We start from the raw sequence: 26439 nt of genomic DNA, 5'->3' as shown, positions 1-26439 counted from the left end.
TCCCGCCGGCCCGTGTTCGCGCGGAGCCCGGCGGCCAGTTGAAGGAGGTCGACGACGGTGACGATGCCGATGTCGATGCGCCGGCGCACGCCGGCGCCCCCGCTGACCAGGCGGCTGCTGGCGAGCGTCGCGGTCGTGGCGGCACGGGCGCTGGCGACGCAGCCACCAGCCAGGATCCACGCGGTGCTGACGGCCGTCAGCCGCGGTGCCCGGCCAGCCAGCCTGGCACGGACGGAGACGGCCCGGGCCGACGTGGTCGCGGTCAGCCTGGTCTGCCGCGGCGCACGCGGCTGCGTACCGCGGTCGATCGCGACAGCGCTGCTGTGCCGGATGTCCGGCTCCTGGCCGACCTGGCACGCCGGCGTGCGGTCGGTCGCGCCGTTCGCCGCGCACGCCTGGGTGGAGGCCGGCGGTCAGCTGGTCGGTGAGGAGGAGCCACCGGGCTACTTCCGTCCCTTGATGACGGTGCCGCCGCCGGCCCGGACCGGACCGAGCACCCCGGACCAGGTCCGCGTAACCGCCGACCCATCGGCGGAAGAACCCGGGTCGCGGCGTCACCAGGCGGTGGCGAAGTGACCGGGCTGGCCTGGGGGCGGCCGCGTCCCGGCGAGGCGCCGCCCTGCGGGTCGCCGTATGCCGCCGGACCGCCAGGCAACGCCAGCCCACCCGCCGGCGGCCCGCCGCATGGCCCCTGGCCGCCGGACGGCCCCGGACCGATGGACGGCCCAGGACCCATGAACGGACCAGGACCCATGAACGGACCGGGCCCGATGGGCGGGCCGGGCCCGATGGGCGGGCCGGGCCCGATGGGCGGGCCGGGTCCTGGCGATCGCGGGCCCTGGACCGGCCCCGGCGGTCCCGGACCGGGCTGGGGGCCGGGTGGCGGGCCGGGCTGGGGGCCGGGTGGCCCGCGGCCGCAGCGGCCGCCCGGCGGGTGGCAGGCCGTCCGGCTGTGGCGGCTGATGCGCGGCCACTCACGGCCCGTCGCCCTCGGGGTCACCCTGACCGTGATCGGCACGCTGTGCGCCATCGTCCAGCCGCTGCTGGTCAAACGGGTGATCGACGCCGCCCAGCACGGTGGGATGTCCGGCTGGCTGCTGGTGCTCCTGCTGAGCCTGTTCGTCGGCCAGGCGGTGATCGACACCGCCGGCCACTACCTGCTGGAGCGCACCGGCCAGGGAATCCTGCTGGGGCTGCGGACGCGGCTGGTCAACCACCTGCTGCGGCTGCGGATCAGCGTGTACGACGAGCGCCGGATGGGTGACCTCATCTCGAGGGCGAACACCGACACGGTCGTCGTCCGGGAGGCCGTCGCCTACAGCTTCGCGACGTTCCTGACCAGCCTCATCGGCGCGCTCGGCGCCGTCGCCCTGATGATCTACATCGACGCCCGGCTGTTCGCGCTGGTGGTCGGAGCGGTCCTGTTCGCGGGCGTGTTCGTGCTTGGCGCCCTGCGCCGGGTCCGGACGACCTCCGAACAGGGCCAGGCGAGCGTCGGGCGGATGACCGCCGACCTGGAGCGCTCGCTGACCGCGATCCGCACGGTCCGGGCCAGCCGCGCCGAGGAGCGCGAGGCCGAACGGATCGACGTGCACGCCAAGGAGGCCTACCGGCTCGGGATCCGGATGGCCCGGCTGAACTCGGTGATCGCGCCGGCGATGGAGCTGGCCATCCAGGGCTCGGTGCTCGTCGTCCTGCTGGTCGGCGGCGTCCTGGTCGCGCATCACGTCACATCACTCGGTTCCCTCGTCGCGTTCCTGCTGTACGCGACGTACCTCGTCGTGCCGCTGTCCCAGCTGATCGAGTCGGCCGGGATCATGCAGCGCGGGCTTGGCGCGCTGGACCGCGTCGACGCGGTCTTCGATCTGCCCCGCGAGCAGGACGCCACGGGTTCGGCGACCGCTCTCGGCGACGGATCCGGTGGCGCCGAGGCGGACGGATCCGCCCTCGGCGCCAGCCCGGTGGACGAGGTCGGCGGGCGGCTGGTGCGGATTCTGCCGCCGGACGCCGCGACCTGGAGCGCGGACCGAGCCGAGGAACCGGCCGGGTCCGGCGCGACCGCCGCACCCGCGGTCGAGTTCCGCGACGTGTGGTTCGGCTACACCCCGGAACGGCCGGTGCTGCGAGATGTCTCGTTCACCGTGCCGCAGCGCGGCCATATCGCGTTGGTCGGACCGTCAGGCGCCGGCAAGTCGACGGCGTTGGAACTGCTGGAACGGTTCTACGACCCGGACCGCGGCGAGATCCTGCTGCAGGGCGTCGACATGCGCGAGATGTCGCGGGACGCCGCCCGCAGCCAGGTCAACCTCGTCGAGCAGAACGCTCCGGTACTTCAGGGCTCGCTGCGCGACAACATCGCCTATGCGGCCCCGGACAGCTCCGACGCCGAGATCGACAACGCTGTGGAGCTGGCTCGGCTGGGCGATCTGGTGTCCCGCATGCCACGCGGTGTGTGGACCGAGGTCGGCGACCACGGCGTGCTGCTGTCCGGCGGCGAGCGCCAGCGGGTCGCGATCGCCCGGGCGCTGCTGGCGAGGCCGTCGGTACTGCTTCTCGACGAACCGACATCCCAGATGGACAGCGTCAACGAACGCGCACTAACCCAGGTGATGCACGACATCGCCACGGAACGAGCGCTGCTGGTCATCGCGCACCGGATGTCGACAGTCCGGGCAGCCGACCGGATCATCGTCATGGACGAGGGCCGGGTGATCGCGACGGGCACCCACGACGAGCTGGTCGAGACCTGCCCGCTCTACGCGCGCCTGTCGGCCACCGGGCTCGACCCCGCCGTCCCCGCTGGGGCCGCCACGACGGCGACCTGAGCTGAGCCCGGGGGCGCCGTGCGGCGCCCCCGGGGCAGGCCGCCCGAACCGCTCTCGACGCCTGTCGACAAAACGGCCAAACCTGCCCGAACTCAATGTCGGTTAGTTGCCGGATCAATCACCCAGCTGGGCTGCCGCAGCTCCAGGCCAGCGCGTCCTCGACGTTTTCTGGTCTGGAATGCCTTTGCCGGTCGACTCAGCTCGCGACCGGCGCGACGCCGCCGCCCGGAAGACCATTGACGTCATAAAGATGGTGCACGGGGTCATGCACAAAGTAACGAGCGAAGCTGTCGACGGTGAACAGCGCACCATCCGAACGCTCACCGGTGCGTTGCCATTGCGGGCCGGCCACGGTCGCGAACCGGGCCGCGACCCGCGCGGCCGCCGTCGCGAGATCCTCGGCGACCTGGGCCGGGTCCTGCTCGCCGTAGCGGTCGGCGACGGCCGTGGCGTCCTGGTCCCAGTTCGGGTAGCGCGGGTTGTCCCGGGTGAGCATCAGAACGAGGCGCTCGTCGTAGAGGCGCAGGACATCACGCACATGGCAGCCGTACTCGAGCGGCGACCAGTGGCCCGGGGCCGGTCGGCGCCGCAGGTCCTCGGCCGGCTGGCCGCCGAGCAACAGGCGCCACGCGGACGCGACCCGCAGGACGAGCCCTGAAACGTCGAACGCCGGGAACGTCGCGGCATTGAATCCGCACTCCGGGCACGCCCGCCCCAGGACCCACGTCCAGTCCTTGCCGTCCGGCACAATCGCGTCGTCGGTCTCGCCGTCAGTGGTCACAGCCCCACCTTAGCCAACGTCGGCATTTGGTGGCAGTGGTCACAACATGACCCACAGTGCACGGACTCGGGCACGCAATACGCCGTACAAGGAAATCGCGCATCAACGGCGCGGACCGGAATGACGCACACCTTGGCGGCCCGGGGTGATTACGCCGTAACCGATTGCACGCGTAAGCCGGTCGGCTTCAAATCTTGCGGATCTCGGGGTCGGGCGGCGCGGCCCCGGCCACGGGCCGAAGCCGACGCGTGTCACGCTCACAGCCGTGAGCAGCGCGCACGAGCACGAGCACGAGCACGACAGCCTGCGCCGGGTCGGGGAGATCGCTCTCGCGCTCCCCGAGGCGACGCGTGTCGACATCGAGGCCTGGGACGGCGAACCGACCTTCCGCGTCCGTGGCAAGAACTTCGTCTTCGCCAACCCGCAGGGCAGCCAGCTCACCGTGAAGCTGCCCAAGGACGAGGCTGCCGCCGTCGTCGCCGCGGAACCGGACGCCAAGCCCGCCGGCTACGGCCTGGGCCGCCATGGCTGGGTATCGCTGACCGTCAGCCCCGAGGCCACCGACGACCGCTGGGACCAGATCGCCGAGTGGATCCGGATCTCCTACACCTCGTCGCTCCCCGGAGCCTGGCCCGCCTCGTCGACCCAGCCGACTGACGGCCGTCCATCCACCCGGCGCCGGCATCCGTTAGGATGCTCAAGCAGCATCACGCGGGTGTAGTTCAGAGGCAGAACACGAGCTTCCCAAGCTTGCAACGCGGGTTCGATTCCCGTCACCCGCTCTGACGATCACAGTGACTGACCTGGAGTGGAACGCCGGGTAGCACACCACGGGTTGCACGGATCCTGGTCATCGCCGGCTCTAGCCCGGAGCGCAGCCCGGCCGTTGCGGACAGGTGCCAGTCGTCGAGCGCCCGCAGCCTGTCCGCCACCCGTCCCAGCGTTTCCGGATCCGTCCGGAACGCCACCGGCCATCGCGGCGGCGGCACCCGCCGAGCCACCCGATTGTCGAGCGCCGGCCCGTCCCCGTCAGTCGCGGGCAAGGAGGTCACGACCACCCCCGGGAACTGCGCCCACACGACCTTTCCGCCCGACGTCGCCAGGTACGACGACCACCGGGTACTCCACGTGCCGGCTCGTCACCGCCTGCGTGCCGGCCCGCACAAGGACGGGATGCACGACCGCCGAACGGTCCACACCCAGCCACGCCGGGACGGCCGCGCACGTCACGACCGCAGCCCCACCAGGCCGCCGCGTCCGCAAAATTTCCCCGACCGCCAGCGCCAGCGCCGTCCGCTCGACCGGCATCCCCGCAGGGCACACCACCACTGACGAGACCCCCGGCACGCCCGCCCGCTCAACCGCGAGCCGCATCAAGCCCGCCCGACGTGCCGGAGCGAACTCCCAACCCGACGCGCCACCAGCCGCCGCGGATCGCTCCGAGCGTGTCAATAGACCCGCCTCGTCTGGCGGCAGATCTACCGGCAACACCGGCGCAAACAGCGCACCCGACCCGTCCGCCAGCGACGCCACGTGTACCGGCGCACCCATCGCGGCCCCTCCCGTCCCATCCTCCGTCTTCACCGCAGTTGCGGTGAGATGAAGCTAGGAGTACCGAGAGTGGGTAACCAGCCGGCTAACGTGGTAGTTCATGCTCGCCGTTCTGGAGCTACCACGGAACGTAGTAGTGGTCTCGCTATGACCCTGTGCTACCGAAGAAGCCCGCCAGCTCCCGGAGGTCCTGGCCGACGCGCCGCTTGCGGGAGGTCACGAGCCCGCCGACCAGGTCGCCGGCACGCCGCTGGTGGCGAAGCCAGTCCGGCGTCGTTGACCGCAGGCTGGACAGGATGTCGATGGCGTCCTGGTAGTTCCGCAGCGCAGCGTGCGCACCGGCAACATCCAGCAGGTGCCGGCTGTAGTTGTCCGACCGCCCCGCCCGCCTCGGAGCCTGGACACCTTCGGCGACCCGAAGCACGCCGGAAGCGTCCCCATCGATCATGAGGGCTTCCGCGATCTTCATGCGCACCGTGGACACGTCGAACGTGCTCCAGTACTGGTGATAGCCGGCCGCCATCCGACGCGGTTGACCGTCATGCCGGACGGCCGCCACCTCTGCCAGCCGCAGGAACTCACGCGATTCGTCCGAACGATTGTTGCGGATGGCCGCAGCAGACCCACGCAACAGCAGCCAGCCCCAGGCGGCCAGCTCCTCTTTCGAGGCCTCGGACATGCGCGGTTCGATCTGCGTCGCAGCATCGCCGGCCAGAAGCTCCGCATCCGAGAACCGGCCCTGTCGGATGAACAACCAGCATTGAGAGATCACGCTCGCCGCCACGGACAACCGGTCGTCCGACGATTCGCCGTCAGCCACCGCATCCCGCAGCGCCACGTATGCAAGATCGTATTGGCGTACCTGGGTCAGAAACCAGCCTGCCAGTTGCAGCACATCCGAACGCAGTCGCTGAGCCGCCAGCGACGCGACCTCATCGCCGGCCGATTGCCTGACCAGCTCGTTCGTGGCAGCCACCATCCGGGGAAGCCCGCGAGCTACGCCCTCGAAGTCGTCCGCGTGGTAACGAGTGACCGCCGCGCGGAGATCACGCCCGAGCGACTCCCGCTCGATGCCCGCCGCCACCAACCCATCAACGCGCCGCGTCGACCCGCCGAATCCGACGGCGGGCGTGAGCGCATGGCGGAACGCCACCAGGTTGAGCTTGTTTTCCTCTTCGGCGTCCGCGGGCTTGGGCGCCTGGCTACCGAACAGGGCCGACGTCTCGACACCAAGCGCACGCGCCAGCACGTGCAGCGTCTCGACCCGGGCCGATCCACCCTGTTCGACCTTCCGGACCGTCGACACGCTCAGGCCAGTGCGTCCCGCCAACTCCTCTTGAGACAGACCGGCAGTCCGGCGCAGGTCCCGCAAGTTGCCGCTGATCGGGCGGTCGCCAGCGTCCACCAGCAGCCTCCTCCCGAGGATCTCCTACCAGCGTAGTCGACCAATACCGCTCCTGACCTGCGACCGCTACCACGCACCGTGGTAGTTGACACCACGGAGCGCGAAGAACTACCACGCTTGGTGCCTGGCTTGGGACTGTGCGCCTTTCTACGGTTCATCTCGCCGAACGTGCGAGCCCACGCCAGGGAGACCCGATGCCATACCGGCTGATCGCAAGCCCATTTCTCGATCACCATCTGTTGGTAACCCCGGGCAGCAACCAGGGCGTGAAGATCAGTCCAGACCGCTATCAGGCACTTCAGACGCTCGACACCGAGGATGGTGACGTCCCCGTCTGGTTGACGGCAGCCGCAAAGCAACGGTGGGGCATCGACCTTGCCGGGGCCATCGCCGGATCGGTCCTCGTCCGTCAACCCACGGCGCTGAACTACGGCCGGGCATCCCATGAGGTCAACCTCGGTTGTAACTATGACTGTGAGCACTGCTACCTGGGACTGAAGAAGTTCGACGGGCTCGAATGGGACGACCGCGTCCGGCTACTGCACACCATCCGGGACGCCGGAGTCCTCTGGCTTCAGCTCACCGGCGGCGAACCGATGATCGACCGCCATTTCTCCGACGTCTACGCCCTGGCATTCGACCTCGGCATGATGATCGACGTCCTGTCGAACGGCTCACGACTCGCGAATCCGGGCATCCTCGACCTGCTCACCCGCCGCCCGCCGCACCGGATCACCCTGAGCATCTACGGCGCGACCGAGGCGAGCTACGACGGACTCACCCGCCGCCGGGGAGCGTTCAAGGCGTTCTCCGCAGGTCTCGCAGCCGCGCACGAGGCCGGTATCCCCATGGATCTCAGCATCGGCGTCACCCGCAGCAACGCACACGAAGTCGACCAGATGCGTGCGCTCGCCGACCGCTACGGCCTCCCGCACAGCCTGTACGGCAACATCTCCCCGACGATCTACGGCGGCGCCGAGGTGCTCGCCAGCCAGGCCCCCGAGATTCTCGGTCCACGCACACCGTTCACCGGCTGCAACGCGGGACACACGTTCTTCCACGTCGACCCATTCGGCAAAGCCAGCATCTGCAAGGTCGGGCGCGAACCGAACATCCCGCTCCTTGACGAAGGGCTCGATGGGCTCGCCCGACTCGGCACCATCGCCGACGGGCTCCTCCAACGGCAGGGTGGCTGTACTGGCTGCACCCTGCAGGGCACCTGCGGCACCTGCATGCCGCTGGTCACCCTGTTCCGCAAGGCCAACGCGCCGCTGCGGAACTACTGCCAGCACAAGGAAACCCCCCACGGAAGGAGACAGCTCCATGTCGTCCACCCAGACCGCGCCGCCACCCACTGACACCGACGAGATCGAAGGCCTCACCCTGGTCGACGACCTCGACACCTTCGAGCCGACCAGCCTCACCGGCTGCGGCGACGACAACCCCTACCGGTAGTCCACCCGTCTCCGGGGGGTGCCAGCCGCGACGTGTCGCCGGCACCCCCCGGACCGCCCGACATTAGGGTCAACTTGTGGTCATCGACCGTGTCACCTGGGATGGTCTGGACGACGCGCTCCGCAAGGCCATCGACGCCGAATGCGGACCCATCGTCGGCGTCACCCCGGTCCGCGAAGGCTGGAACTCCCAGCTCGCCGCCATCCTCCAAACCGCGGACACCCGCGTGTTCGTCAAGGGCCTCCGCGAGGGACATCCCCGCGCCTGGACCCAACAGACCGAGGCCGCGATCAACCCCTACGTCGGCGGCACGGTCGCACCCCGCCTCCTGTGGTCCATTCAGACCGGTGGTGGCACCTGCTGGGTTTCGAGTACATCGACGGCAGGTCAGCCGACCTCACACCGGGATCAGCCGACCTCCCGAAGGTCGCCGCCTGCCTCCACCAGCTCCAGGCCGTCCCGGCACCCGACCTGCCCATCAAGCGGGCGGAACACCGGTGGCGTGCCTACATCGACCACCCGGCCGACCTCGCTCAGCTCGCCGGCAACCACCTGCTCCACACCGACTACAACCCCGACAACATCCTCATCACCGACCGCGCCCACATCGTCGACTGGGCCTGGCCCACCCGAGGCGCTGGCTGGATAGACCCGGCCCTATGCGCACTCTGGCTCATCGTCGCCGGCCACACCCCCGCCGACGCCGAAAGCTGGGCCGCCCAATTCCCGTCTTGGAACGCGGCGTTCCCACCAGCAGTTGCAGCCTTCATTGAAGCCAACCGCCGGCTCTGGGCCGAGATCGCCAGCGACGACCCCGACTCATGGACGACGCGCGTCGAGGTCTCGGCCGAGCGCTGGCACCGCTACCGCAGAAGCTGACCGACGCCGAGAATCCGAGAAGCAGCCCACCGCCACAGACGTCCCTATCAGGACGATTCATTTCTCAAGAAACCGTGCGCGAGACCTCAGGACGTCCGTAAAAGTACAGCGAGAACGTTAGACCGTCAGCGCCGACGGCAACGAAATTCGTACAACAATTGCGCGCGGTTGCTTCGTAGGCCCCTCCCCGTAGGTCGACAGTAGGTAGAAAACCTCGCCTGATGCCCTCGACAACTCCGAGACGCTCCCATTCAGCTCCAGCTCAAGTAGTACCGTTGAGGTTTTAGCGGCTACATCGATCACTGCAAGCGATCTACCGTCAGCCACGACCAGTACACGGTTGTCGTCGTAGCTGACGACGCTGAAGGTGTTGGTGAGGTCGTGTTGGAACGACGTCCTGGCGCCTGAAGCTGCGTCGATCATTTCGAGTGCCGAGGAACCAACCGCAGCAACTTTCCCAGAGTGAGCCCAGGTAGCACCACCGACGGTTGCACCCGGGACGTCAGTAGCCGTCCACCTCTCGTCACCAAGATTCTCCCCGATCAGCGCAAGGGAAACATTCGCTTCGCCCGGAAACTCCGGAGACCAATCTCGAACGCCGCCATTGTCAAGTGCACGCGCGTGGCCTTCATCGTCGGAAAACAAAATTGCATTGCCCGCAAACCCGCCAGCGAGCGCCCGCAATCGACCACCGCTGAGGCTTCCGACGCCGTACATTCGCCCAAACAGGATATCGCCTGCCGCAGTCGGAAGCACGTGAAGATAGCACTTAGTAAATGGTGCCATCCATCTTGCCCGGCCCCGCTCCAGGTCGACCCTGACCAGCCCTTCTGGGTAGTTTAGAATTAGACGCCCAGCAGAATCAAGGGCCATTCCGAAGTAAGACATCGGTAAATCGTGTGCGACGACCTCTGCAGTGATTCCTTCCCGCGCCGATCTTACCAGTCTGCCCTGCAGGTCGTCGGGGCAGCCAAATTTCAGCTGCGGATCTCCCGCCGGTGACGGGAAGAGATCTTCAAGATCATGGAAGACTCCACCCTCGTAGGAAGTCTTATCGATCAGTAGATCGAAAAGCTCGTCTGGCGGAACAACACCGGAAATCATTGCTTCCAGGTGCCGGCGATCCAGAAGAAGGACGTCTAGTCGTCCCCCGATGCCGATACTCAGCGCGTCATCAGTGTAGCCGGACATCGATGCGAAAACACCGACCGTTGTCACCAGCCGCTGCCTAACCCGACCCTGCAGCTTGGCGATCTTTCCATAGTCCGTCTTCTCCTCCTCCCATTTCGCCTCAAGTATGAACCGAGTTCCGTTGATTGAAAAGGCTACATCGATCTCACCCTGCCCGCGAACAGATGACTTGGCGGATATCCCGTAGCAATCGAGCACCTCCGCGAGTAGTCTATTGAACTCGACACCTCGCGATTGAGGCGTGTACCCATCGAGTTCCCTCAATGCCCCGTAGCGCGCAATTAGCCTGCGGAGAATGGCCGGTTTCTCAAGCATCAGGCGCGCTCGGCAATTTCGTTTGTCCTTCCGCTAGCGCCTTTAGAGCGGAATCGGCTGCTCTGCGCTGCTCTTCCGACAGAGATCCCGGGGTATTGTCATACGTTATGTAGGCGGATGGCTCCGCGACATGGCCGGCCCGAAGAGTGAAGTCGCCGATTCGAACCCAATTCTTACGGTGACCGAGCCGGCCTTCCAGATAAACGCGATAGTCTCGGGCCTCAAGAGCAAATCCGAGCGAGTCGATTCCGAACTCGGCAAATATCTGCTCAGCGCTTCGGCCCGATACTGCAAATACTGCCGGGAAGTCATGATTCTCGTTCGAAGTAGGCCTGATCTGCGATCGCTTTCCAACCCACCCTAGCGGCTCCCCCATTAGATGATCTACAAATCGTATTCTAATACCCTGAACGACGATCGGAATTGCCCCCGAGTTGTATAAGACGAGTGGAAGACGAAGCCTGACGATGCGTGGCGCTATAACCATCGCGAAGGTGTGCGGCTCGAATGTCCTTAGGCGCCCCCGTCTCGCGTTTAGCCACCAAAACGAAGCGACAGTGAAAACAAGCGCGCACGTCGCGACCACTGCCGCCGAGGTCAACCAGGCTCCCGAGCTATTGCTGGTGTGGCTACTCATGACCGTGATCATGACACAGGCGTATTAGAACGAGCCCACCAGCCTGGCTTCAACCCTGTCCGAGACTTGCCAGAACGAAGCTCACCAGACGTCTGCCCGAGCACCAGGCCGACTACCGCAGTCACCCGAAGGCGCCGGCAGCACTGCTGTCGTCAGTCGGAGTTGACGGACTCGCCGCCACGGGCTGACCTAGAGCCGTTGTCGAGAGACGTGATCGTCGCCAACTTTCTCTACGGTTTCAAGGGCGGCCTTCGGCCGCCGCGCCGTGCCGCCGCACACGCCATGCACGGGCGGGGCCCCGTCAGTCCCGCCGCGCGTCGGGGGCCCGCCTCGCTTCGCTCGGCACCCCGGCGCGTCGGGCCTGCCACCCCGCCCGCGCCTGTCGGAGCGTCGGCCCGTCGCTAGGAGCGGTCACCGCGGATTCCGTCAGACCCCGACGCTGTCCCAGGCCGCCGGCTACCAGCCCATGTCTCGGGCCACCTCTGCCTGCGCCGCCGCGATCTCTTCGTCGGTGACGTTTTCGAGATCGGTGTCGATGTCCCACTCCATGCGCGACTGCAGATCTGCCAGCGCCTGCTTCTGGGCCGGATGAGTGATCGGCACCAGGTTCAGGTCCGTGTTGCTCAACCAGTCGAACAACACGATGGCATCGGCAAGCCACAGGCGCAGCATCACCGTCGGCAGCTCGTCATTCACGGCTCCATCATGCCCACGAACCTCCACCCGGATCGAAAACCCGATCCCCGCACCCTGGTCGTGACGGCGTACGAGACCAAGCGCGGGGCTCTGCCCCGGACCCCGGCCCTTCCACCAGAGGAGGGGGGAGGGACGGCGAGAGTCCGCGTGTCTCCTCCGACAGGCAGGCAGGCACCCGGAGGGTTGCTCCAGGAACCCCGGCCGCGCAAGACCCGCGCCCGACACGATCGGCGAAAGCAGCGACGGCGGGACTTGCACGGCCGAGAACCCTGGAGCAAAGCAAGGCTTGCCTGCCCGCCGGAGGAGCCCCGCTCAGCCCGAGGAATGCAGGGGCAAAGCCCCTAGACCCCGAAAACGCGAAGGGCCGGCAGCCTCCAACGGGGGGATGGAAGCTGCCGGCCGTCCTCGACGGTACGCCCCCGGCTACGAGTGCCGACCGCCGTTTCGGCAGCCGCAGCGCCGACCGAGCGCAAGGTCGGCCAGGGCCACGACCCCTTGCGGGGGAACGCGGCGGATCAGCACCGCGATCCAGGCCGCCGCCGCGCCGTCCCGGGCCGCCGAAACCAGTTCCCACACCGCCTGCTCGAACGGCGTCAGACCCCGATCCGGGCCGACCGCCTGACCGACCTGCGGAACCCAGCCGGCCCCGCTACCCGGCGCGACCGTTACCGCGTCTGCCGGATCTTCCGGAGCAGTCTGGCCGGGCCAGGGCGCCGAGTCGATGACCACGCCGGGTGGGAAGTCCCGGAACGTCATCACCACACCCGAGCCGGCCCCCGGTCCATCGACAGCGCGTCGACCAGGATCGACGCCGGGAGGGCCGCGACGCCCGCGACGAGTTCCGGTGTCGTCGCACCCGAGCGCACCGTCAGGAAATGCCAGCCGTCATCCCCGGCCGACACTTCCACCAGCCGCACGCCCGGACGCTCACCCGACCCGCTCACCGGGCCACCGCCTCACGGCCCCAGATGTCCAGCAGCGCACAGCCCAGACCGTGGCCGACCGGATCACCGGTGTCGATGCCGTCCCGGGCCACCAGCAGGCGCACCCCCGAGCGCTGGAGCAGCGCCAGGACCCAGAGCTGCCCGGCCTCCGTCGCCGACATCCGCTCCCAGGTGTCGACCACGACCACGTCATACGCACCCGACCGGACCATCCGCACCACCGACCACCAGGCCCGCAGCCCCCGGCCGATCTGGCACACCGAGCCACCCGCCGACCAGCCATGCGCCTCACACGCCGCCGTGAACACCGCCCGCTGAACCGGCAACTCTCGCATCGAACCAACCGCATGACGGGTGAAGGACAGCGCCCGCACCCCATCTGCCATCATGGCCATGGGTTCCACTCCTTGTGTCTGCAAGGTTTGGGATCAAGGCCCGGGATTGGTGTTACCAGCACCATCCCGGGCCGCCCTATTGAATTCTACTTTCACTCCCATTCTAACCGGGCCGCCCGCAAGATACAGCCGAACAGGAAAGTCCGACGCGCCACTCGAAGCGGATTTCGAGCCTCCGGCTACGTAATTAGGCGGCCCAGAAGGAAACGCACTCGCCGCATTCAAGCCCCAAGAGAAATATCGTCAGACATAAACCGCCACAGAGGTGACCGCGCTTATCGGTGAGTCAAATACGCGTTTCGGGTATCATTGGCTATAACACCAACACTGACCCCAGAGGCAGCGAAGATCACCCAGCCATGATCCGCCGGCAGCACCGGCGGTAGCACGCACCGGTGCAACCCGACGGAAGCTCATCGGGACTGACCCAATCAGACCCTCTGACCAGGCCAGACGCGAAAGACGCAGGTCGGAGGATCGGCCCGATCGGGTTCGATTCCCGTCACCCGCTCCAGCGCTCTCACCGCCGGTCGACTCTTCCGGCCACCAGCGCCAGGGCACGCCATCTTGCTGGAGCCAAGCATCAAACCCGGCGCGGACTCCGTGGATCGCGGTCACGCGCCGCCGTCTCGCCCGCGCAAGATCGCCGTTTCGGCCCTCTGGCGGTTGTAGGAGCATCCGGAACACGACCGCCTGAGGGCTGAATCGGCGATCAACAAGCGGTCGCGCCGCGCCCGGCCAAGCCGGGGGGCGGGGCCGGGGCAGGGCCGGGCGGCGGGCGCGGTCAGTCGTCTTCGGGGTCGGTCGGGGTGTGGAAGAAGCGGGGTTCGCGGCCGGCGGGCTGGCGGGGGTGCTCGCGGCGCGGGGCCGGCGGGATGTTGAGCGTCAACGGCAGGTTGGGCTCGACGTGGAACCGTTCGCCGTGGTGGGTGAGGGTGATGCCCTCGCCCTCCTGCACGGTGTAGGTCGCCGCCGAGTTGGTGACCTCGACGCGCAGGTGCCGGCCGCGGACGCACAGGCCGAACGCGAGCCGGGACAGGCCCTCGGACAGCCGCGGGTTGAACGCGAGCACGCTGCCGTGGTCACGCAGCCCGCCGAAGCCCTCGACCAGCGCGATCCAGGAGCCGGCCAGGGACGCCATGTGCAGCCCGTCCGACGTGTTGTGCTCGATGTCATGGAGGTCCATCAACGCGGCTTCCCGCAGGTAGGCGTGCGCGAGCGCGAGATGACCGCATTCGGCCGCCATCACGCCCTGCGGTGCCGCTGACAGCGAGGAATCCCGGACGCAGAGGCCCTCGTAGTAGGCGAAGTTGCGCACCTTCTGCTCGGGGGTGAACGCGTCACCCCGGCGCTGCATGGCGAGCACCAGGTCGGCCTGCTTGACGACCTGCTTGCGGTAGAGGTCGAAGTACGGGAAGTGCAGCAGAAGCGGGTACTGCTCCGGCCGGGTGCGCTCGAAGTCCCACAGCTCGTGGCCGGTGAAGCCGTCCGACTGCGGATGGACCCCGAGGTTCTCGTCGAACGGGATGTACATGTCCTCCGCGGCGTCCCGCCAGCTCGCCGTCTCCTCCGAGTCGACGCCGAACTCCTTGGCCCGGTCCGGATGGCGTCTGGCGGCGTCCGCCGCGGCGCGCAGGTTCTTCTGCGCCATCAGGTTCGTGTAGACGTTGTTGTCGGCGATCGCCGAATATTCGTCCGGGCCGGTCACGCCGTCGATCCGGAACTTGCCGTCGAGGTCGTGGTGCCCGAGCGAGCGCCACAGCCGGGCGGTCTCGACGAGGAGCTCCAGCCCGACGGCCCGCTCGAACTCGAAATCCTCGGTGACATTGACGTAGCGGCTGACGGCGTCGGCGATGTCGGCGTTGACGTGGAATGCCGCCGTCCCCGCCGGCCAGTAACCGGAGCATTCCTCACCGCTGATCGTCCGCCAGGGGAACGCGGCACCCTTCAGGTTGAGCAGCTGGGCCCGTTCCTGGGCCAGCTTCAGGGTCGAATGCCGCCAGCGCAGCGCGTCGGCCGCGGCGCCGGGGCTGGTGTAGGTGAGCACCGGAAGGACGTAGCTCTCGGTGTCCCAGAAGGCGTGGCCGTCGTAGCCCGGCCCGGTGAGGCCCTTGGCCGGAATGGCCCGGCGCTCGGAGCGGGCGCCAGCCTGCAACACGTGGAACAGCGCGAACCGGACGGCCTGCTGCACCTCGGCGTCACCGTCGACCTCGACGTCGGCCCGTTTCCAGAAGGCGTCCAGATACTCCCGCTGCTCGTCGAGCAGGCCTTCCCAGCCGGTCGCCCGCGCCGCGACGAGGGCGGCGGCCGCCTGGTCCCGCATCGCCGGCAGGGATCGCTGCTGTGACCAGCCGTAGGCCAGGAACTTCACGATCCGCAGCTTCTGGCCGGGCTTCAGGATGCCGGTGACGGTGACCCGCCCCGAGTTCGGCTCGCACTCGGAGAGCACGCCGATCGACCCTGGGCCGTCGATCACGTGGTCCATCGCCGCAGCGACCCGCATCTGGCTGTGCCGGGTGACGTGCACCAGCTCCACCGTGGTGTCCCGGGCGAAGTTGAGTTCCGGGATCAGTGGGGACTCCAGCACGGCCGCGGCCCGCGGATCGCCGATACGCGCGGGAAGGGTCTCGTTCGCTACCAGCTCCGACTGGACGACCACCCGCGGCGAGTCGGTCAGCGACTCGACCTCGTAGCAGATCGCGGCGACGGCCCGCTGCGAGAACGAGACCAGCCGCCGGGAGGTCACCCGGACGACCTGGCCAGCCGGCGACTCCCACTCGGCCTGACGAACCAGCACGCCGTCCCTGAAGTCGAGGGAACGCCGGTGCGAGCGCAGCTCGCCGTAGCGGACGTCGAGTGGCTCGTCGTCGACCATCAGCCGGATCAGCTTGCCGTTGGTCACGTTGATGACGGTCTGGCCCGACTCCGGATAGCCGTAGCCCGCCTCCGCGTAGGGAAGCGGGCGTAGCTCGTGCACCGAGTTCAGGTAGGTGCCAGGGAGGCCGTGCGGCTCGCCTTCGTCCAGGTTGCCGCGTAGTCCGATGTGGCCGTTGGAAAGGGAGAACAAAGATTCAGATCGGGCCGGATCTTCGGCATCGAACCCGATCTCGCGTAGGCCCCAGGGGTCGACCGTGTAGGTCGCCTGCTCGTTCATTGCGCGGATCCCGACGTCCCGTCCGTCCGGCCGGTGCCGGTGGGCGGGGTGCCCGGCGCCGGATCACCGGAGAGGAGGTCGGCGAGGTCGCCCACGACGATGTCCGCGCCGTGCGCGCGCAGCGCGTCCGCATGGCCGCGGCCGACCCGGTCGACGCCGACGACAAAGCCGAACTTGCCGGCCCGCCCGGCCGCGACCCCGGCCTCCGCGTCCTCGAACACGGCGGCCCGCTCGGGCGGCACACCGAGCTCCCGGGCCGCCGCGAGGAACGTGTCCGGCGCGGGCTTGCCGGCGAGGCCGCGCTCGTCGATCGTGAGGCCGTCGACGCGGGCCTCCAGCAGGTCGGCGAACCCGGCGGACTCGGCCACCGCGCCCGCGTTCGCACTCGACGAGACCAGCGCACGATGCTTCCCGGCCGCAACGCAGGCGCGCAGATAACGCATCGTCCCCGGGTACGCCTGGACGCCGTCCTTGGCGATCTTGTCAAGGACGAGGATGTTCTTGCGGGTGCCCAGGGCGTTGACAGTGAGCCCGGACGGCGGGTCGTCGGCCGCGCCCTCCGGCAGGTGAATGTCCCGGGACGCGAGGAACGAGCGGACCCCGTCAAGACGCGGCTTGCCGTCGACGTACTGCTCGTAGTCCCGATCGATGTCGAACGGCTCCTCCGGATCACCGGACCGCCGGGCCCAGTCGTCCAGGAAGTCGTCGAACATCTCCTTCCAGGCCCGGGCGTGGACCTCGGCGGTGCTGGTCAGCACGCCGTCGAGGTCGAACAGCACCGCATCGATGTGATCGGGCAATCCGAGCATGGCCACGGCTCCGCTTTCTCTCATCCCGTCTGATGCCGTCCGCCGCAGCCAGGAAAGCGGCCCAGGCCGGCGTCGCCGGGCCGGCGCCGCGGTCGGGCCGTGAGCCCTGGCCCCGGAGCGGCCGAGGTGTCGTCGTGCCGGCGGACGGGCGCCCGGCGCCGTCCGACCCAGGTGCGCGAACGGGACATCCATGTCGGGCGTCCTACCCACGCCCGCTCGATCGACTCCGCCCGGGTGGCGAATCGTGGCCGATCGTGGACCAGTCCGGTCACGAACCGCGAGCACGCCCCCAGGCGGTACCGGCCGAATCGGGATGAGAGCACCAGATCGGCGGTGCGCCCCGGCTCTCGTCACCGTCGAGCGACGGTCCAGTAGGTTGCAGGGCGTGTTGCTGTCCGACCGGGACATCCGGGCCGAGATCACCGCCGGCCGGGTGTGCCTCGACCCCTACGACCCGGGCCTGATCCAGCCGAGCAGCGTGGACCTTCGGCTGGACCGCGCCTTCCGGGTCTTCCAGAACCACCGGTACAGCCACATCGACCCGGCGGCCGAGCAGGAGGACCTCACCGAGCTGGTCGCGCCCGAGGGTGACGAGCCGTTCGTGCTGCACCCGGGCGAGTTCGTGCTCGGCTCCACCCTCGAGGTCATCACGCTCCCGGACGACCTGGCCGGCCGGCTCGAGGGCAAGTCCAGCCTGGGCCGGCTGGGCCTGCTGACCCACTCGACCGCGGGCTTCATCGACCCGGGCTTCTCCGGCCACGTGACGCTGGAGCTCTCCAACGTCGCGACGCTGCCGATCAAGCTCTGGCCGGGTATGAAGATCGGCCAGCTCTGCCTGTTCCGGCTGTCCTCGCCGGCCGAGCATCCCTACGGCGCCGCGATCTACGGCTCCCGCTACCAGGGGCAGCGCGGGCCGACCCCGTCCCGCGCCTACCGTGACTTCACCCGCGCCGCGGTGCCCCCGGTCGCCGACCAGGCCTGAACCGGCCCGCCGGCTTCTAGAGCGTCTTCCTGTCCAGGTTCGCCGCGGTCGCCGGGCGGACGACGAGCCCGGACTCGTCGGCACCGACGTCGACGGCCACCTCGTCGCCGTCGTGCACCTGGCCGCTGAGCAGTTCGCGGGCCAGCTGGTCACCGACCGCGGTCTGCACCAGCCGGCGCAGCGGACGGGCGCCGTAGATGGGGTCGTTGCCCTTGTCCGCGAGCCAGCTCTTGGCCGCCTCGGTGACCGCCAACGTGATCCGCCGGTCGGCCAGCCGCTGGCGCAGCCGGTCGAGCTGCAGATCGACGATCCGCGTCAGGTTCTCCTTGTCGAGCTGGGAGAAGATCACGTAGCCGTCGAGCCGGTTGATGAACTCGGGCTTGAACGCCTCCCGCATCGCCCCCTGGACCATGCTCGCCGCCGCCTGGGCCGACAATGTCGGGTCCGCGATGTACTGGGAGCCCAGGTTCGACGTCATGATCAGGATGGTGTTGCGGAAGTCCACCGTCCGGCCCTGACCGTCGGTGAGCCGGCCGTCGTCGAGCACCTGCAGCAGCACGTCGAACACGTCCGGGTGCGCCTTCTCGACCTCGTCCAGCAGGATCACGCTGTACGGCCGGCGCCGGACGGCCTCGGTGAGCTGGCCGCCGGACTCGAAGCCCACATAGCCGGGCGGAGCACCGATGAGCCGGGCGACCGAGTGCTTCTCGCCGTACTCCGACATGTCGATGCGCACCATCGCGCGCTCGTCGTCGAACAGGAAGTCGGCCAGCGCCTTCGCGAGCTCGGTCTTGCCGACCCCGGTCGGTCCGAGGAACAGGAACGAGCCGGTCGGCCGGTCGGGGTCGGCGATGCCGGCCCGGGCTCGGCGCACCGCGTCCGAGACGGCCCGGACGGCCTCGTCCTGCCCGATCACCCGGGTGTGCAGCTCGTCCTCCATCCGCAGCAGCTTCGCGGTCTCGCCCTCCAGCAGGCGGCCGGCGGGGATGCCGGTCCAGGTGGCGACGACCTCGGCGACGTCGTCGGGGCCGACCTCCTCGTTCAGCATCGGCTCGGCCGCGCCGCCGCCCTTGGCGCCCAGCGCCGCGGCCGCCTCGGCCAGCCGCTTCTCCAGCGCCGGGATGGTGCCGTGGCGCAGCTCGGCGGCGCGGGCCAGGTCGAGGTCACGCTCGGCGATCTCGGTCATCCGGCGGGCCTGGTCCAGCTCCTCGTTGAGCCGCTGCACCTCGCCGATCGCGTCCTTCTCGCGCTGCCAGCGGGCAGTCAGCCCGTTCAGCTCCTCGCGCTTGTCGGCGAGCTCACGGCGCAGCCGGTCGAGGCGGGCCTTGGAGGCCTCGTCGCTCTCGTTCGACAGCGCCATCTCCTCGATCTCGAGGCGGCGCACGGCCCGCTCCAGCGCGTCGATCGCGACCGGCCGGCTGTCGAGCTCCATCCGCAGCCGGGACGCGGCCTCGTCAACGAGGTCGATCGCCTTGTCCGGCAGGAACCGGGCGGTGACGTACCGGTCCGACAGCGTCGCGGCGGCGACCAGGGCGGCGTCGGTGATCCGCACGCCGTGATGGACCTCGTAACGCTCCTTGAGGCCACGCAGGATGCCGATGGTGTCCTCCACCGACGGCTCACCGACCATGACCGGCTGGAACCTGCGCTCCAGCGCCGGGTCCTTCTCGATGTGCTTGCGGTACTCGTCCAGCGTGGTCGCGCCGATCATCCGCAGCTCGCCGCGGGCCAGCATCGGCTTGAGCATGTTGCCGGCGTCCATCGAGCCCTCGGCCGCGCCCGCGCCGACGACGGTGTGCAGCTCGTCGATGAAGGTGATGATCTGGCCCTCGGCCTCGCGGATCTCGTTGAGGACGGAGGTCAGCCGCTCCTCGAACTCGCCGCGAAACTTCGACCCGGCCACCATCGAGCCGAGGTCAAGCGAGACGATCCGCCGGCCGCGCAGCGACTCGGGCACGTCGCCGGCGACGACCCGCTGGGCCAGTCCTTCGACGATCGCGGTCTTGCCGACGCCCGGCTCACCGATCAGCACCGGGTTGTTCTTCGTCCGGCGCGACAGCACCTGGATGACCCGGCGGACCTCGGCGTCGCGGCCGACGACCGGGTCCAGCTTGCCGGCGCGGGCGCGCTCGGTCAGGTCGAGCGAGTACTTCTCCAGCGCGCGGTAGGAGCCCTCCGGGTCGCGGCTCGTCACCCGCCGGGCGCCGCCGCGGACCGTCTCGACCGCGCCGCGCAGCCGGTCAGCCGTGGCGCCGCCGGCGGTCAGCGTCCGGCCGGCCTCGCCACCCTCCTCGGCCAGTGCGATGACCAGGTGCTCGACCGAGGTGTACTCGTCGCCCAGCCGGCCCGCCTCGCGCTCGGCACGGTCGAGCACGGTGACCAGCTGGCGGGACAGCTGCGGGGGCGAGACGCTCGTCCCGGTCGCGTGCGGCAGCCGGCCGACGGCGTTCTCGGCCCGCTGGCGGATCGCGTCGACCGAGGTCCCGGCCGCGGTCAGCAGCGCGGTCGCGATGCCCTCCGGCTGCGCGAGCAGCGCGGTCAGCAGGTGGAGCGGGTCGACGAGGGGCGATCCGTCGCCGGTGGCCCTCGAGATGGCGGAGGCCAGCGCCTCCTGGGAGCGGGCGGTCAGCCGGTCAGGGTTCATGCGGTTCCCCAGTGGTCATCGTCGTCGGCGGCCCTGTCGTCCGTCGCCTACAAGGTTCGTGACGTCAGGCCCAGCGCTGCTAGCGCTAAGCATACCTGAGTCACTTCCACTCAACTCTCGGACGGTCGTCCAATGTTCCCGCCCCGAGATGTTCCCCGGCCTCCTCGCGCCGACCGCATGCCGTCCGCCGCTGATCGAGACCTGCCCCGCGACCGCCCAGAGCCAAGATTCGCAGCCACCGCGTAGGACGCGCGGGGGTGACCAATGCGCTGACCACAGCCACGAGACGGTGGTCGGTCCGGCTCCGCGGACTTGCTGGAGGTCTTGGCTGGCCCTTCGGTGGGGGGTGGGTGAAGGAGCCATACGTGGTGGTCGGCACCGGGTCGAATCGTCGACCACGAGGTAGGCGTCGCCGGCCGGAGCCGCCCTTCCCACCAGCGCCGAGCCCTTGTTCCCAGGCAATCGTGGGGGTCCTGTCGGTTACGCGACAGCGATCGGTGCCGGCGTCGCGGCGGGCCCTAAGCTTCCCGATCGCAGTCGGGGGTGATCGCGCGGCTTCGTGGCGTGGCGGACCCCGACGCGGGCACCGCCTCGACGTGATTCGGCTTTGTTCACGCGGGAACGCGCCCCAGATTTCATGATCGGCGGGATTTGCCCGGGGCCCGCCGGCCGCTGTCGTCTATCCCTGTCCGGGCACAGCCAGCCGGGGGATGCGAACGCTTCCTCGCGCCTCCGACGCATCCAGACGATACGGAGGGACCGGATGCAGACTTCCGGTGTCAACCCTGGCTCGACGGCGACCGAGCGGGCGCCCGCCCCAGAACGATCGTTGCCCCGCGGGACCAGCCGGCGGCGGATGGCCTTCGCCTTTGCCCTGGTCAGCCTCGCCCTCGCGGCGCTGACGGCCTGCTGGCCGCCGGCGGGCGGGCCCGGCTCGCACCCGCCGCCGCACGGCAAGCCCGGGATCGGGACGGCGATCGTCTGGGGCGACTGCCCCGGCGGCTCGCACCACTGCCCGCTGCTGACGATCACGAGCACGGGGACGGCGCCTCTGAAGATCACCGCCGTCGACGCGCCGCCCGCCCCGCTCTTCGAGGGCATCCTGACCAACGGCTGCATCGGCACCTTCGCCCCCGGCCAGTCCTGCGAGGTCCAGTTCGGCCAGACCATCGGCTCCGGCTCGGCCGTGATCTCCGACAACGTCCCCCCGGGAACGCAGACCGTCACCTTCTCCGTCTAAACCACCGCCTGAAGCCGATCTGAAGCCGAAGCGCCCGGCCACGGCACCACCGGCCGGCCGGTGATCGCCGTCTTGGCCCTCGGGTGGTCATGCTCAGCAGCCTTCTGCGACCACCCGAGGGCCGAAACCGCGATCATGCACCGCTCCCGGGACCCAGGCCGTGACTCTCTCGGTCTGACCCGGCGCCTGACCGCCGCCCGCTGTCTGGGGCGGGCCCGGCCGCGAGGCCGCGAGCCTGCCCGATTGGTCCGCGTTGAAATGGTTCGCGACCATCTACAACGCTATGGTCGTTGTCCGCGCGGGCAGGGCTGATCGCCCTGTTTTGTGCCGCGCGATACCAGGACTAAGGACCATCATGATGTTGACCCGGATTCGGGCCGGCTGGGCAGGCGCGGCCGTCGCGGCCGTCGCGGTGTTCACGCTCTGTAGCTGCGGCTCCACCGTCGGCGCGAACAGTGCGACCTCGGCCAGTACGGCGCCGCGAACGGCGGAAGCCAGCGTCGCCACGTCGTCGAAGAAGCTCGATCCTCTTGCCTTCGTCTACGCCCAGGGCGCCGAGACCAAGTCGTTCACGGTGACCTCGGCCGCGTCGGCCTACTCCGACCTGACAGACCCGGACATCAGCCCGTTCCGGCTGGTCGCGACCTGTCTCGGCACGACGGTCGAACCGCCGATCGCGGCCGGCGACGGTGTTGGCCTGTCTCTCAACGACGGTGAGGTCGCCGTCAACTCGAGCACGCAGATCGTGTCGCCGGCGCAGCGTGCGCGTGATGACGAGACCCTGCGCGACCCGCGCTTCGGCTCCTGTTTTCAGCAGACGCTCGTGGACTGGGTGAAGGGTGCGGGCGAGCCCAACGACGCCGTCCACTGGGGGGAAGTCGCGCCCCGCAACGCCCGCGTCCCGGCCGGCGCCTCGGCTCGCGTCCTGTTTGCTCTCCCGATTCTCGACAACGCCACCAACCAGCAGGTACAGGTCATGGTCATCGACGTGGTCTTCCTCAGCTCCGGGCAGATCGAGGACCAGTTGAGCGTGACCTCCTTGGCGAACCCGGCCAACGACCTGGTGCTGACGGCCACGGCTCAGATGGCCGGGAAGCTCAAGCAGCAGTGACCGCGGGCGGCCGCCTGCCGGCCGCCCCGCCCGGCCGGTAGCCCGCTCAGCGACCCCTCGGTCGGCCCGAAGCCCCCGCGCGCAGGCCCTGATTACGACCAGTCGAGGGTCCAGACGACGATCATGACGCCTGGACCCTCGATGTTCGCCCCTCTCGTCCGGCTGGACGCCCGCTGCCGGCCCGGTTCAGCGGCAACAGCGCAGCGGGCTCACTGGTCGGTCAGCTTGTCGGTGATCTGGGCGGCCATGGCCTGTTCGGTCGAGGCCGGCATCGGGCTGTCGAAGTTCTGGAAGTCCAGCTCGACGGCGACCTGACCGACGTAGAAGTAGGCGACGTCCATGAAGAACCGCTGGGTGGTGTCGGCGTTGGAGACTTCCATGGTGGTCCGGAAGAACGCCGTGATGCCATCGGGGTGCGAGAGCGACCGGACCGAGAGGATCTTGTAGGTCTCGCCTCCGATCGGCTTGTCGCCGATCGAGCTGACGAGTTCGGCGCGCATGCAGTCGGCGAATCGCGGGTTGGTGACGATGCTCGCGTCCTGGCGGACCTGAGCCGCCGAGAGGATCTTCGCCTGACTGCTGGCCTGGGTCATCTGGTCCTGCTGGCCGACGAACGTGTCGCCGCTCGACCGGTCGAACGGCTCCGCCGGGTTGTAGTCGGGCACACCGACGCAGGCCGCGATCCGCGCCCGAGCCGCCGGGTCGGTCGTGTCCTCGTCGGCTCCGCCCGAGCCGTCGAATCCGTCGGTCTCCGGACCGGCGGTCAGCACGTAGTCCGTCGCCTTGAGGTCCTGCGGCGGGGTAGCCGGCGGAGTCGTGACCACCGGGGTGGTCACGGCCGAGGTGACCTCGGGCGCCGGCGCGATCGTCGGGTCACCCCCGCTCTGACAGCCCGCCGCGAGGACGGCCATCGCCGTAGCCGCGACCCCGACACACGCCCCGCGGCGCAGCCGCCGACCCCACCCCTGCCCGTGCATGACGACCTCCGAATACCAGCTCCGACCGCCGGTTGTCGGCGGTACCTACTGGAGACGAAGGTGCCAAGCAGTAAAGAAATGGGCTAGCGAAAATGAATGTCGGGGCCCGGACAACGCCTAGGCCCCGCTACGCCTCGCGGCGCGCCGGCTGGCCGATCGCGCCTCATCGTGGCTGGTAGACGAGGGTTCTGGCTGCGCCAACCTGCCGCGTGAGCGACGAAGAAAACGGGCTAGGCGGCTCGTGAATGTCCGCCTCTTGTCCCCACTGTCGCGGACATGACGATCCATCCGTCGACGGATGACCCATTGAAGTTAGCACCACCAATCGACTCGACTGGAGGTGGTGGCACCCTCTCTTGACAATCAGACAATGGCCCGAATCATTTGCCGTGATCGCGCCATGGAGAGGGCCGCCGGACCTCGGGCCCCCGCCCCTGGCGGCGGGCGCCCTCCGCTAGCGGCGGGGGCCCGGCCGCCAGACGACGATGGCGCCGCGGTCGACCGGGACGAGGTCGCGGCGGTGGCTGGCGTGCGCCTCGGAGACCCGACGGTCCGCCTCGGCCCTGGCCTTGGCCAGTTCCTCGTGCAGCCGGACGACCTCGGCCTGCAGCGCCAGCACCTGGGCGCCGAGCTGGAGGATCTGGCGGATGCCTTCGAGGTTGACGCCCTCCTCCTGGGAGAGCCGCTGGACCTCGCGCAGCAGCGCCACGTCACGCGCCGAGTAGCGCCGGCCACGACCAGCCGTCCGGCCTGGCGTGACCAGGCCGAGCCTGTCGTAGGACCGCAGCGTCTGCGGATGCATGCCGGCGAGCTCCGCGGCGATCGAGATGACGTACACGGGCGCGTCGTCGTCGTGCGCGGGGCCACCCCGGCCGGGCAGCGGGTACGACGGGCGGGGCGCGCCCGGGCCGGCGCGGTGCCCCGGGGCACCCTGTGGGTCGTCGGCGCCGAGCGGGCTCGCGGGCCCGCCCGTCGGCGGGTCAGAGGTCCGGTTCGCGCGTGGGTTGTTCATCTCCCCTGCCTCACTTCCGCTCCGGCCCAGGAAGGCCGATCGAAGTGCCTCCCCCGCAGGACTGCGTCTTACCTGTTGCTGGGCCTGGTCCGCCGGCAGTGGTTCCGGGTCAGGGGGATGGACTCGCCGGCGATACCGTGCCTGTCGGGCTCCCGGCGGCCGGCGGCCAGCGGCCCGGCCGGGAGCACGTCTCCTACTGCTCCTGTTGCTGTTACTGCTGTCCGAGCTGCGCCATCAGGGCCTCGCGGGGGTCGCCCGGATGCGCCAGCGCGAACTCCTGCAGCGCCGTCCGCGCCTTCGGCGACAGGTCGGTGGGCTTGGGGACCGCGACCTCGACCGTGACGATCAGGTCGCCGTTGCCGCCGCCCGTCTTCGGGACACCCCGGCCCTTGGCCCGCAGCCGCTTCCCGCTCGACGTGCCCGGCGGCACCTTGACGGTCAGCGGAGCGCCGTCCAGGGTCGGCACCCGCACCGAGGCGCCCAGGGTCGCCTCGCTGAAGGTGATCGGCAGCGCGATGGTCAGGTTCGGGCCCTCCCGGCCGAAGACCGGGTGCGGCTGGACGTGCACGGTGACCTCCAGGTCACCGGGACTGCCGCCGCGCTCCCCGGGAGTGCCCCGGCCGCGGACCTTCAGCCGCTGGCCGTCGGCGACCCCGGCGGGGATGCGGATGCGCTGCTCCCGCTCGCGGCGGCCACTGCCGTGGCAGTCCGGGCACGGGTGGTCGATGAGCTGACCCTTCCCGAGGCACTCGCGGCACGGCTCGGACAGCGCGAACCCGCCCTGCGAGCGCGAGATCACCCCGAGCCCGCGGCAGACCGGGCAGGTCCGCGGCATCGTGCCCGGCCGGGAGCCAAGCCCGTTGCAGGTGGCGCAGGTGGCGGCGCCGGGAATCCGGACGGTCGCCTCCAGGCCGGTCAGCGACTTCTCGAACGAGATCGTCACCTCGGCCTCGATGTCGACGCCACGCTTCGGGCCCCGGCCAGGAGACTGACGCTGGAAGAGGTCGCCGAACCCGCCGAGCAGGTCATCCATGTTGATGCCGCCGGAGGAGCCGCCGAACCCGCCGCCCGCCCCGGTCCCGGCGTACCCGCTGCCGTAGCCGCCGCCGTTGCCCGGGAAGCCACCCGGCCCGCCGGAGAAGCGGCCGGACTGGAACAGGGCCCTGGCCTCGTCGTACTCACGTCGCCTGCGCTCGTCGGAGAGGACGTCGTAGGCCTCGGAGACTTCCTTGAAGCGCGCCTCGGCCTTGGCGTCACCCGGGTTCTTGTCCGGGTGCAGCTCGCGGGCCAGCTTGCGGTATGCCTTCTTGATGTCCGCAGCCGGCGCGTCCTTGGGAACGCCGAGAGCGGCGTAGTAGTCCTTCTCGACCATGTCGCGAACACTCACGGCGCCCCTCCTCTCTTCATGATTTCCTCACCCAGCCCGCCACGGCGCT

Annotated in this window: 22 protein-coding genes and 1 tRNA gene; 10 read left to right on the top strand and 13 right to left on the bottom strand. The window is 69.4% G+C overall.

From position 1 onward, the window contains the following. Positions 1–63 precede the first annotated feature (63 nt). Both FRAEUI1C_RS01215 and FRAEUI1C_RS01210 read left to right on the top strand, forming a co-directional pair. The gene (locus FRAEUI1C_RS01215; RefSeq protein WP_232425589.1) at positions 64–576 is read left to right on the top strand and encodes a lasso peptide biosynthesis B2 protein; all 513 of its coding nucleotides are present in this window, start codon (positions 64–66) and stop codon (positions 574–576) included. Positions 577–962: 386 nt separating this feature from the next. Continuing rightward, positions 963–2825 carry an ABC transporter ATP-binding protein gene (locus tag FRAEUI1C_RS01210; protein ID WP_157734773.1) on the top strand — a complete coding sequence of 621 codons (1863 nt, stop codon included), beginning with the start codon at positions 963–965 and terminating at the stop codon, positions 2823–2825. Positions 2826–3021: 196 nt separating this feature from the next. On the opposite strand, the gene FRAEUI1C_RS01205 is transcribed toward FRAEUI1C_RS01210, so the two are convergent. Beyond that, the gene (locus FRAEUI1C_RS01205) at positions 3022–3606 is read right to left on the bottom strand and encodes a DinB family protein (protein ID WP_013421449.1); all 585 of its coding nucleotides are present in this window, start codon (positions 3604–3606) and stop codon (positions 3022–3024) included. A 265-nt stretch (positions 3607–3871) separates the two neighbouring features. On the opposite strand from FRAEUI1C_RS01205, the gene FRAEUI1C_RS35810 reads away from it, so the two are divergent. Both FRAEUI1C_RS35810 and FRAEUI1C_RS01195 read left to right on the top strand, forming a co-directional pair. After that, positions 3872–4327 carry an MmcQ/YjbR family DNA-binding protein gene (locus FRAEUI1C_RS35810; RefSeq protein WP_013421448.1) on the top strand — a complete coding sequence of 152 codons (456 nt, stop codon included), beginning with the start codon at positions 3872–3874 and terminating at the stop codon, positions 4325–4327. Continuing rightward, a tRNA-Gly gene (locus FRAEUI1C_RS01195) sits at positions 4318–4388 on the top strand. Before FRAEUI1C_RS35810 ends, FRAEUI1C_RS01195 begins: the two co-directional genes overlap by 10 nt. A 914-nt stretch (positions 4389–5302) precedes the next feature. Here FRAEUI1C_RS01195 and FRAEUI1C_RS01185 read toward each other — a convergent pair. Continuing rightward, on the bottom strand, positions 5303–6562 hold the full coding sequence (locus tag FRAEUI1C_RS01185) for a helix-turn-helix domain-containing protein (protein ID WP_013421446.1): 1260 nt from the start codon (positions 6560–6562) through the stop codon (positions 5303–5305). Positions 6563–6756: 194 nt separating this feature from the next. Between FRAEUI1C_RS01185 and FRAEUI1C_RS01180 the strand changes: the two genes are divergently transcribed. From FRAEUI1C_RS01180 to FRAEUI1C_RS01175, 3 genes are all read left to right on the top strand, one after another. After that, on the top strand, positions 6757–7920 hold the full coding sequence (locus FRAEUI1C_RS01180) for a radical SAM protein (protein WP_013421445.1): 1164 nt from the start codon (positions 6757–6759) through the stop codon (positions 7918–7920). Beyond that, the gene (locus tag FRAEUI1C_RS41525; protein ID WP_013421444.1) at positions 7886–8017 is read left to right on the top strand and encodes a hypothetical protein; all 132 of its coding nucleotides are present in this window, start codon (positions 7886–7888) and stop codon (positions 8015–8017) included. Before FRAEUI1C_RS01180 ends, FRAEUI1C_RS41525 begins: the two co-directional genes overlap by 35 nt. A 330-nt stretch (positions 8018–8347) precedes the next feature. After that, positions 8348–8896, top strand: coding sequence for a hypothetical protein (locus FRAEUI1C_RS01175; RefSeq protein ID WP_049806797.1), 549 nt, complete (start codon positions 8348–8350; stop codon positions 8894–8896). Positions 8897–9013: 117 nt separating this feature from the next. Here FRAEUI1C_RS01175 and FRAEUI1C_RS37325 read toward each other — a convergent pair whose 3' ends face one another. From FRAEUI1C_RS37325 to FRAEUI1C_RS01145, 7 genes are all read right to left on the bottom strand, one after another. After that, positions 9014–10402: a restriction endonuclease gene (locus tag FRAEUI1C_RS37325; protein WP_013421443.1), complete on the bottom strand. Its 1389-nt coding sequence runs from the start codon at positions 10400–10402 to the stop codon at positions 9014–9016. 1093 nt (positions 10403–11495) lie between these two features. Continuing rightward, positions 11496–11735 (bottom strand): hypothetical protein, encoded by a 240-nt coding sequence (locus FRAEUI1C_RS01170; protein ID WP_013421441.1) that lies wholly within the window; start codon positions 11733–11735, stop codon positions 11496–11498. 423 nt (positions 11736–12158) lie between these two features. Beyond that, positions 12159–12491, bottom strand: a complete 333-nt coding sequence (locus FRAEUI1C_RS35800) for a hypothetical protein (protein ID WP_157734772.1) — start codon at positions 12489–12491, stop codon at positions 12159–12161. Continuing rightward, positions 12491–12652 (bottom strand): hypothetical protein, encoded by a 162-nt coding sequence (locus tag FRAEUI1C_RS01160; protein WP_157734771.1) that lies wholly within the window; start codon positions 12650–12652, stop codon positions 12491–12493. The genes FRAEUI1C_RS35800 and FRAEUI1C_RS01160 overlap by 1 nt, the downstream gene beginning before the upstream one ends. 23 nt (positions 12653–12675) lie before the next feature. Continuing rightward, positions 12676–13074, bottom strand: coding sequence for a recombinase family protein (locus FRAEUI1C_RS01155; RefSeq protein WP_013421440.1), 399 nt, complete (start codon positions 13072–13074; stop codon positions 12676–12678). Between the two features lie 784 nt (positions 13075–13858). Beyond that, a complete protein-coding gene (locus tag FRAEUI1C_RS01150; protein WP_013421439.1) occupies positions 13859–16228 on the bottom strand; it encodes a glycoside hydrolase family 65 protein in 2370 nt (789 codons plus the stop codon). After that, positions 16225–17037: a beta-phosphoglucomutase family hydrolase gene (locus tag FRAEUI1C_RS01145; protein WP_013421438.1), complete on the bottom strand. Its 813-nt coding sequence runs from the start codon at positions 17035–17037 to the stop codon at positions 16225–16227. Before FRAEUI1C_RS01145 ends, FRAEUI1C_RS01150 begins: the two co-directional genes overlap by 4 nt. 385 nt (positions 17038–17422) lie before the next feature. On the opposite strand from FRAEUI1C_RS01145, the gene dcd reads away from it, so the two are divergent. Then, the gene (gene dcd, locus FRAEUI1C_RS01140) at positions 17423–18019 is read left to right on the top strand and encodes a dCTP deaminase (protein WP_013421437.1); all 597 of its coding nucleotides are present in this window, start codon (positions 17423–17425) and stop codon (positions 18017–18019) included. A gap of 16 nt (positions 18020–18035) precedes the next feature. Here dcd and clpB read toward each other — a convergent pair whose 3' ends face one another. Further along, positions 18036–20663, bottom strand: a complete 2628-nt coding sequence (clpB, locus tag FRAEUI1C_RS01135) for an ATP-dependent chaperone ClpB (RefSeq protein WP_013421436.1) — start codon at positions 20661–20663, stop codon at positions 18036–18038. 763 nt (positions 20664–21426) lie between these two features. Between clpB and FRAEUI1C_RS01130 the strand changes: the two genes are divergently transcribed. Together FRAEUI1C_RS01130 and FRAEUI1C_RS01125 are read left to right on the top strand one after the other, a co-directional pair. Further along, positions 21427–21903: a hypothetical protein gene (locus tag FRAEUI1C_RS01130; RefSeq protein WP_013421435.1), complete on the top strand. Its 477-nt coding sequence runs from the start codon at positions 21427–21429 to the stop codon at positions 21901–21903. A gap of 358 nt (positions 21904–22261) precedes the next feature. After that, the gene (locus FRAEUI1C_RS01125) at positions 22262–23014 is read left to right on the top strand and encodes a hypothetical protein (RefSeq protein WP_157734770.1); all 753 of its coding nucleotides are present in this window, start codon (positions 22262–22264) and stop codon (positions 23012–23014) included. A gap of 209 nt (positions 23015–23223) precedes the next feature. Here FRAEUI1C_RS01125 and FRAEUI1C_RS01120 read toward each other — a convergent pair whose 3' ends face one another. The 3 genes from FRAEUI1C_RS01120 to dnaJ form a co-directional block, all read right to left on the bottom strand. Continuing rightward, positions 23224–23991 carry a hypothetical protein gene (locus FRAEUI1C_RS01120; RefSeq protein WP_013421433.1) on the bottom strand — a complete coding sequence of 256 codons (768 nt, stop codon included), beginning with the start codon at positions 23989–23991 and terminating at the stop codon, positions 23224–23226. Between the two features lie 454 nt (positions 23992–24445). Further along, positions 24446–25003: a heat shock protein transcriptional repressor HspR gene (locus FRAEUI1C_RS01115; protein WP_013421432.1), complete on the bottom strand. Its 558-nt coding sequence runs from the start codon at positions 25001–25003 to the stop codon at positions 24446–24448. A gap of 211 nt (positions 25004–25214) precedes the next feature. Continuing rightward, positions 25215–26390: a molecular chaperone DnaJ gene (dnaJ, locus tag FRAEUI1C_RS01110; RefSeq protein ID WP_013421430.1), complete on the bottom strand. Its 1176-nt coding sequence runs from the start codon at positions 26388–26390 to the stop codon at positions 25215–25217. Between the last annotated feature and the right edge of the window lie 49 nt (positions 26391–26439).

Source organism: Pseudofrankia inefficax (assembly GCF_000166135.1).
GTDB lineage: Bacteria > Actinomycetota > Actinomycetes > Frankiales > Frankiaceae > Pseudofrankia > Pseudofrankia inefficax.
Note: the sequence above shows the minus strand (reverse complement) of the source record. Positions and strands in the feature narration are given on the sequence as shown.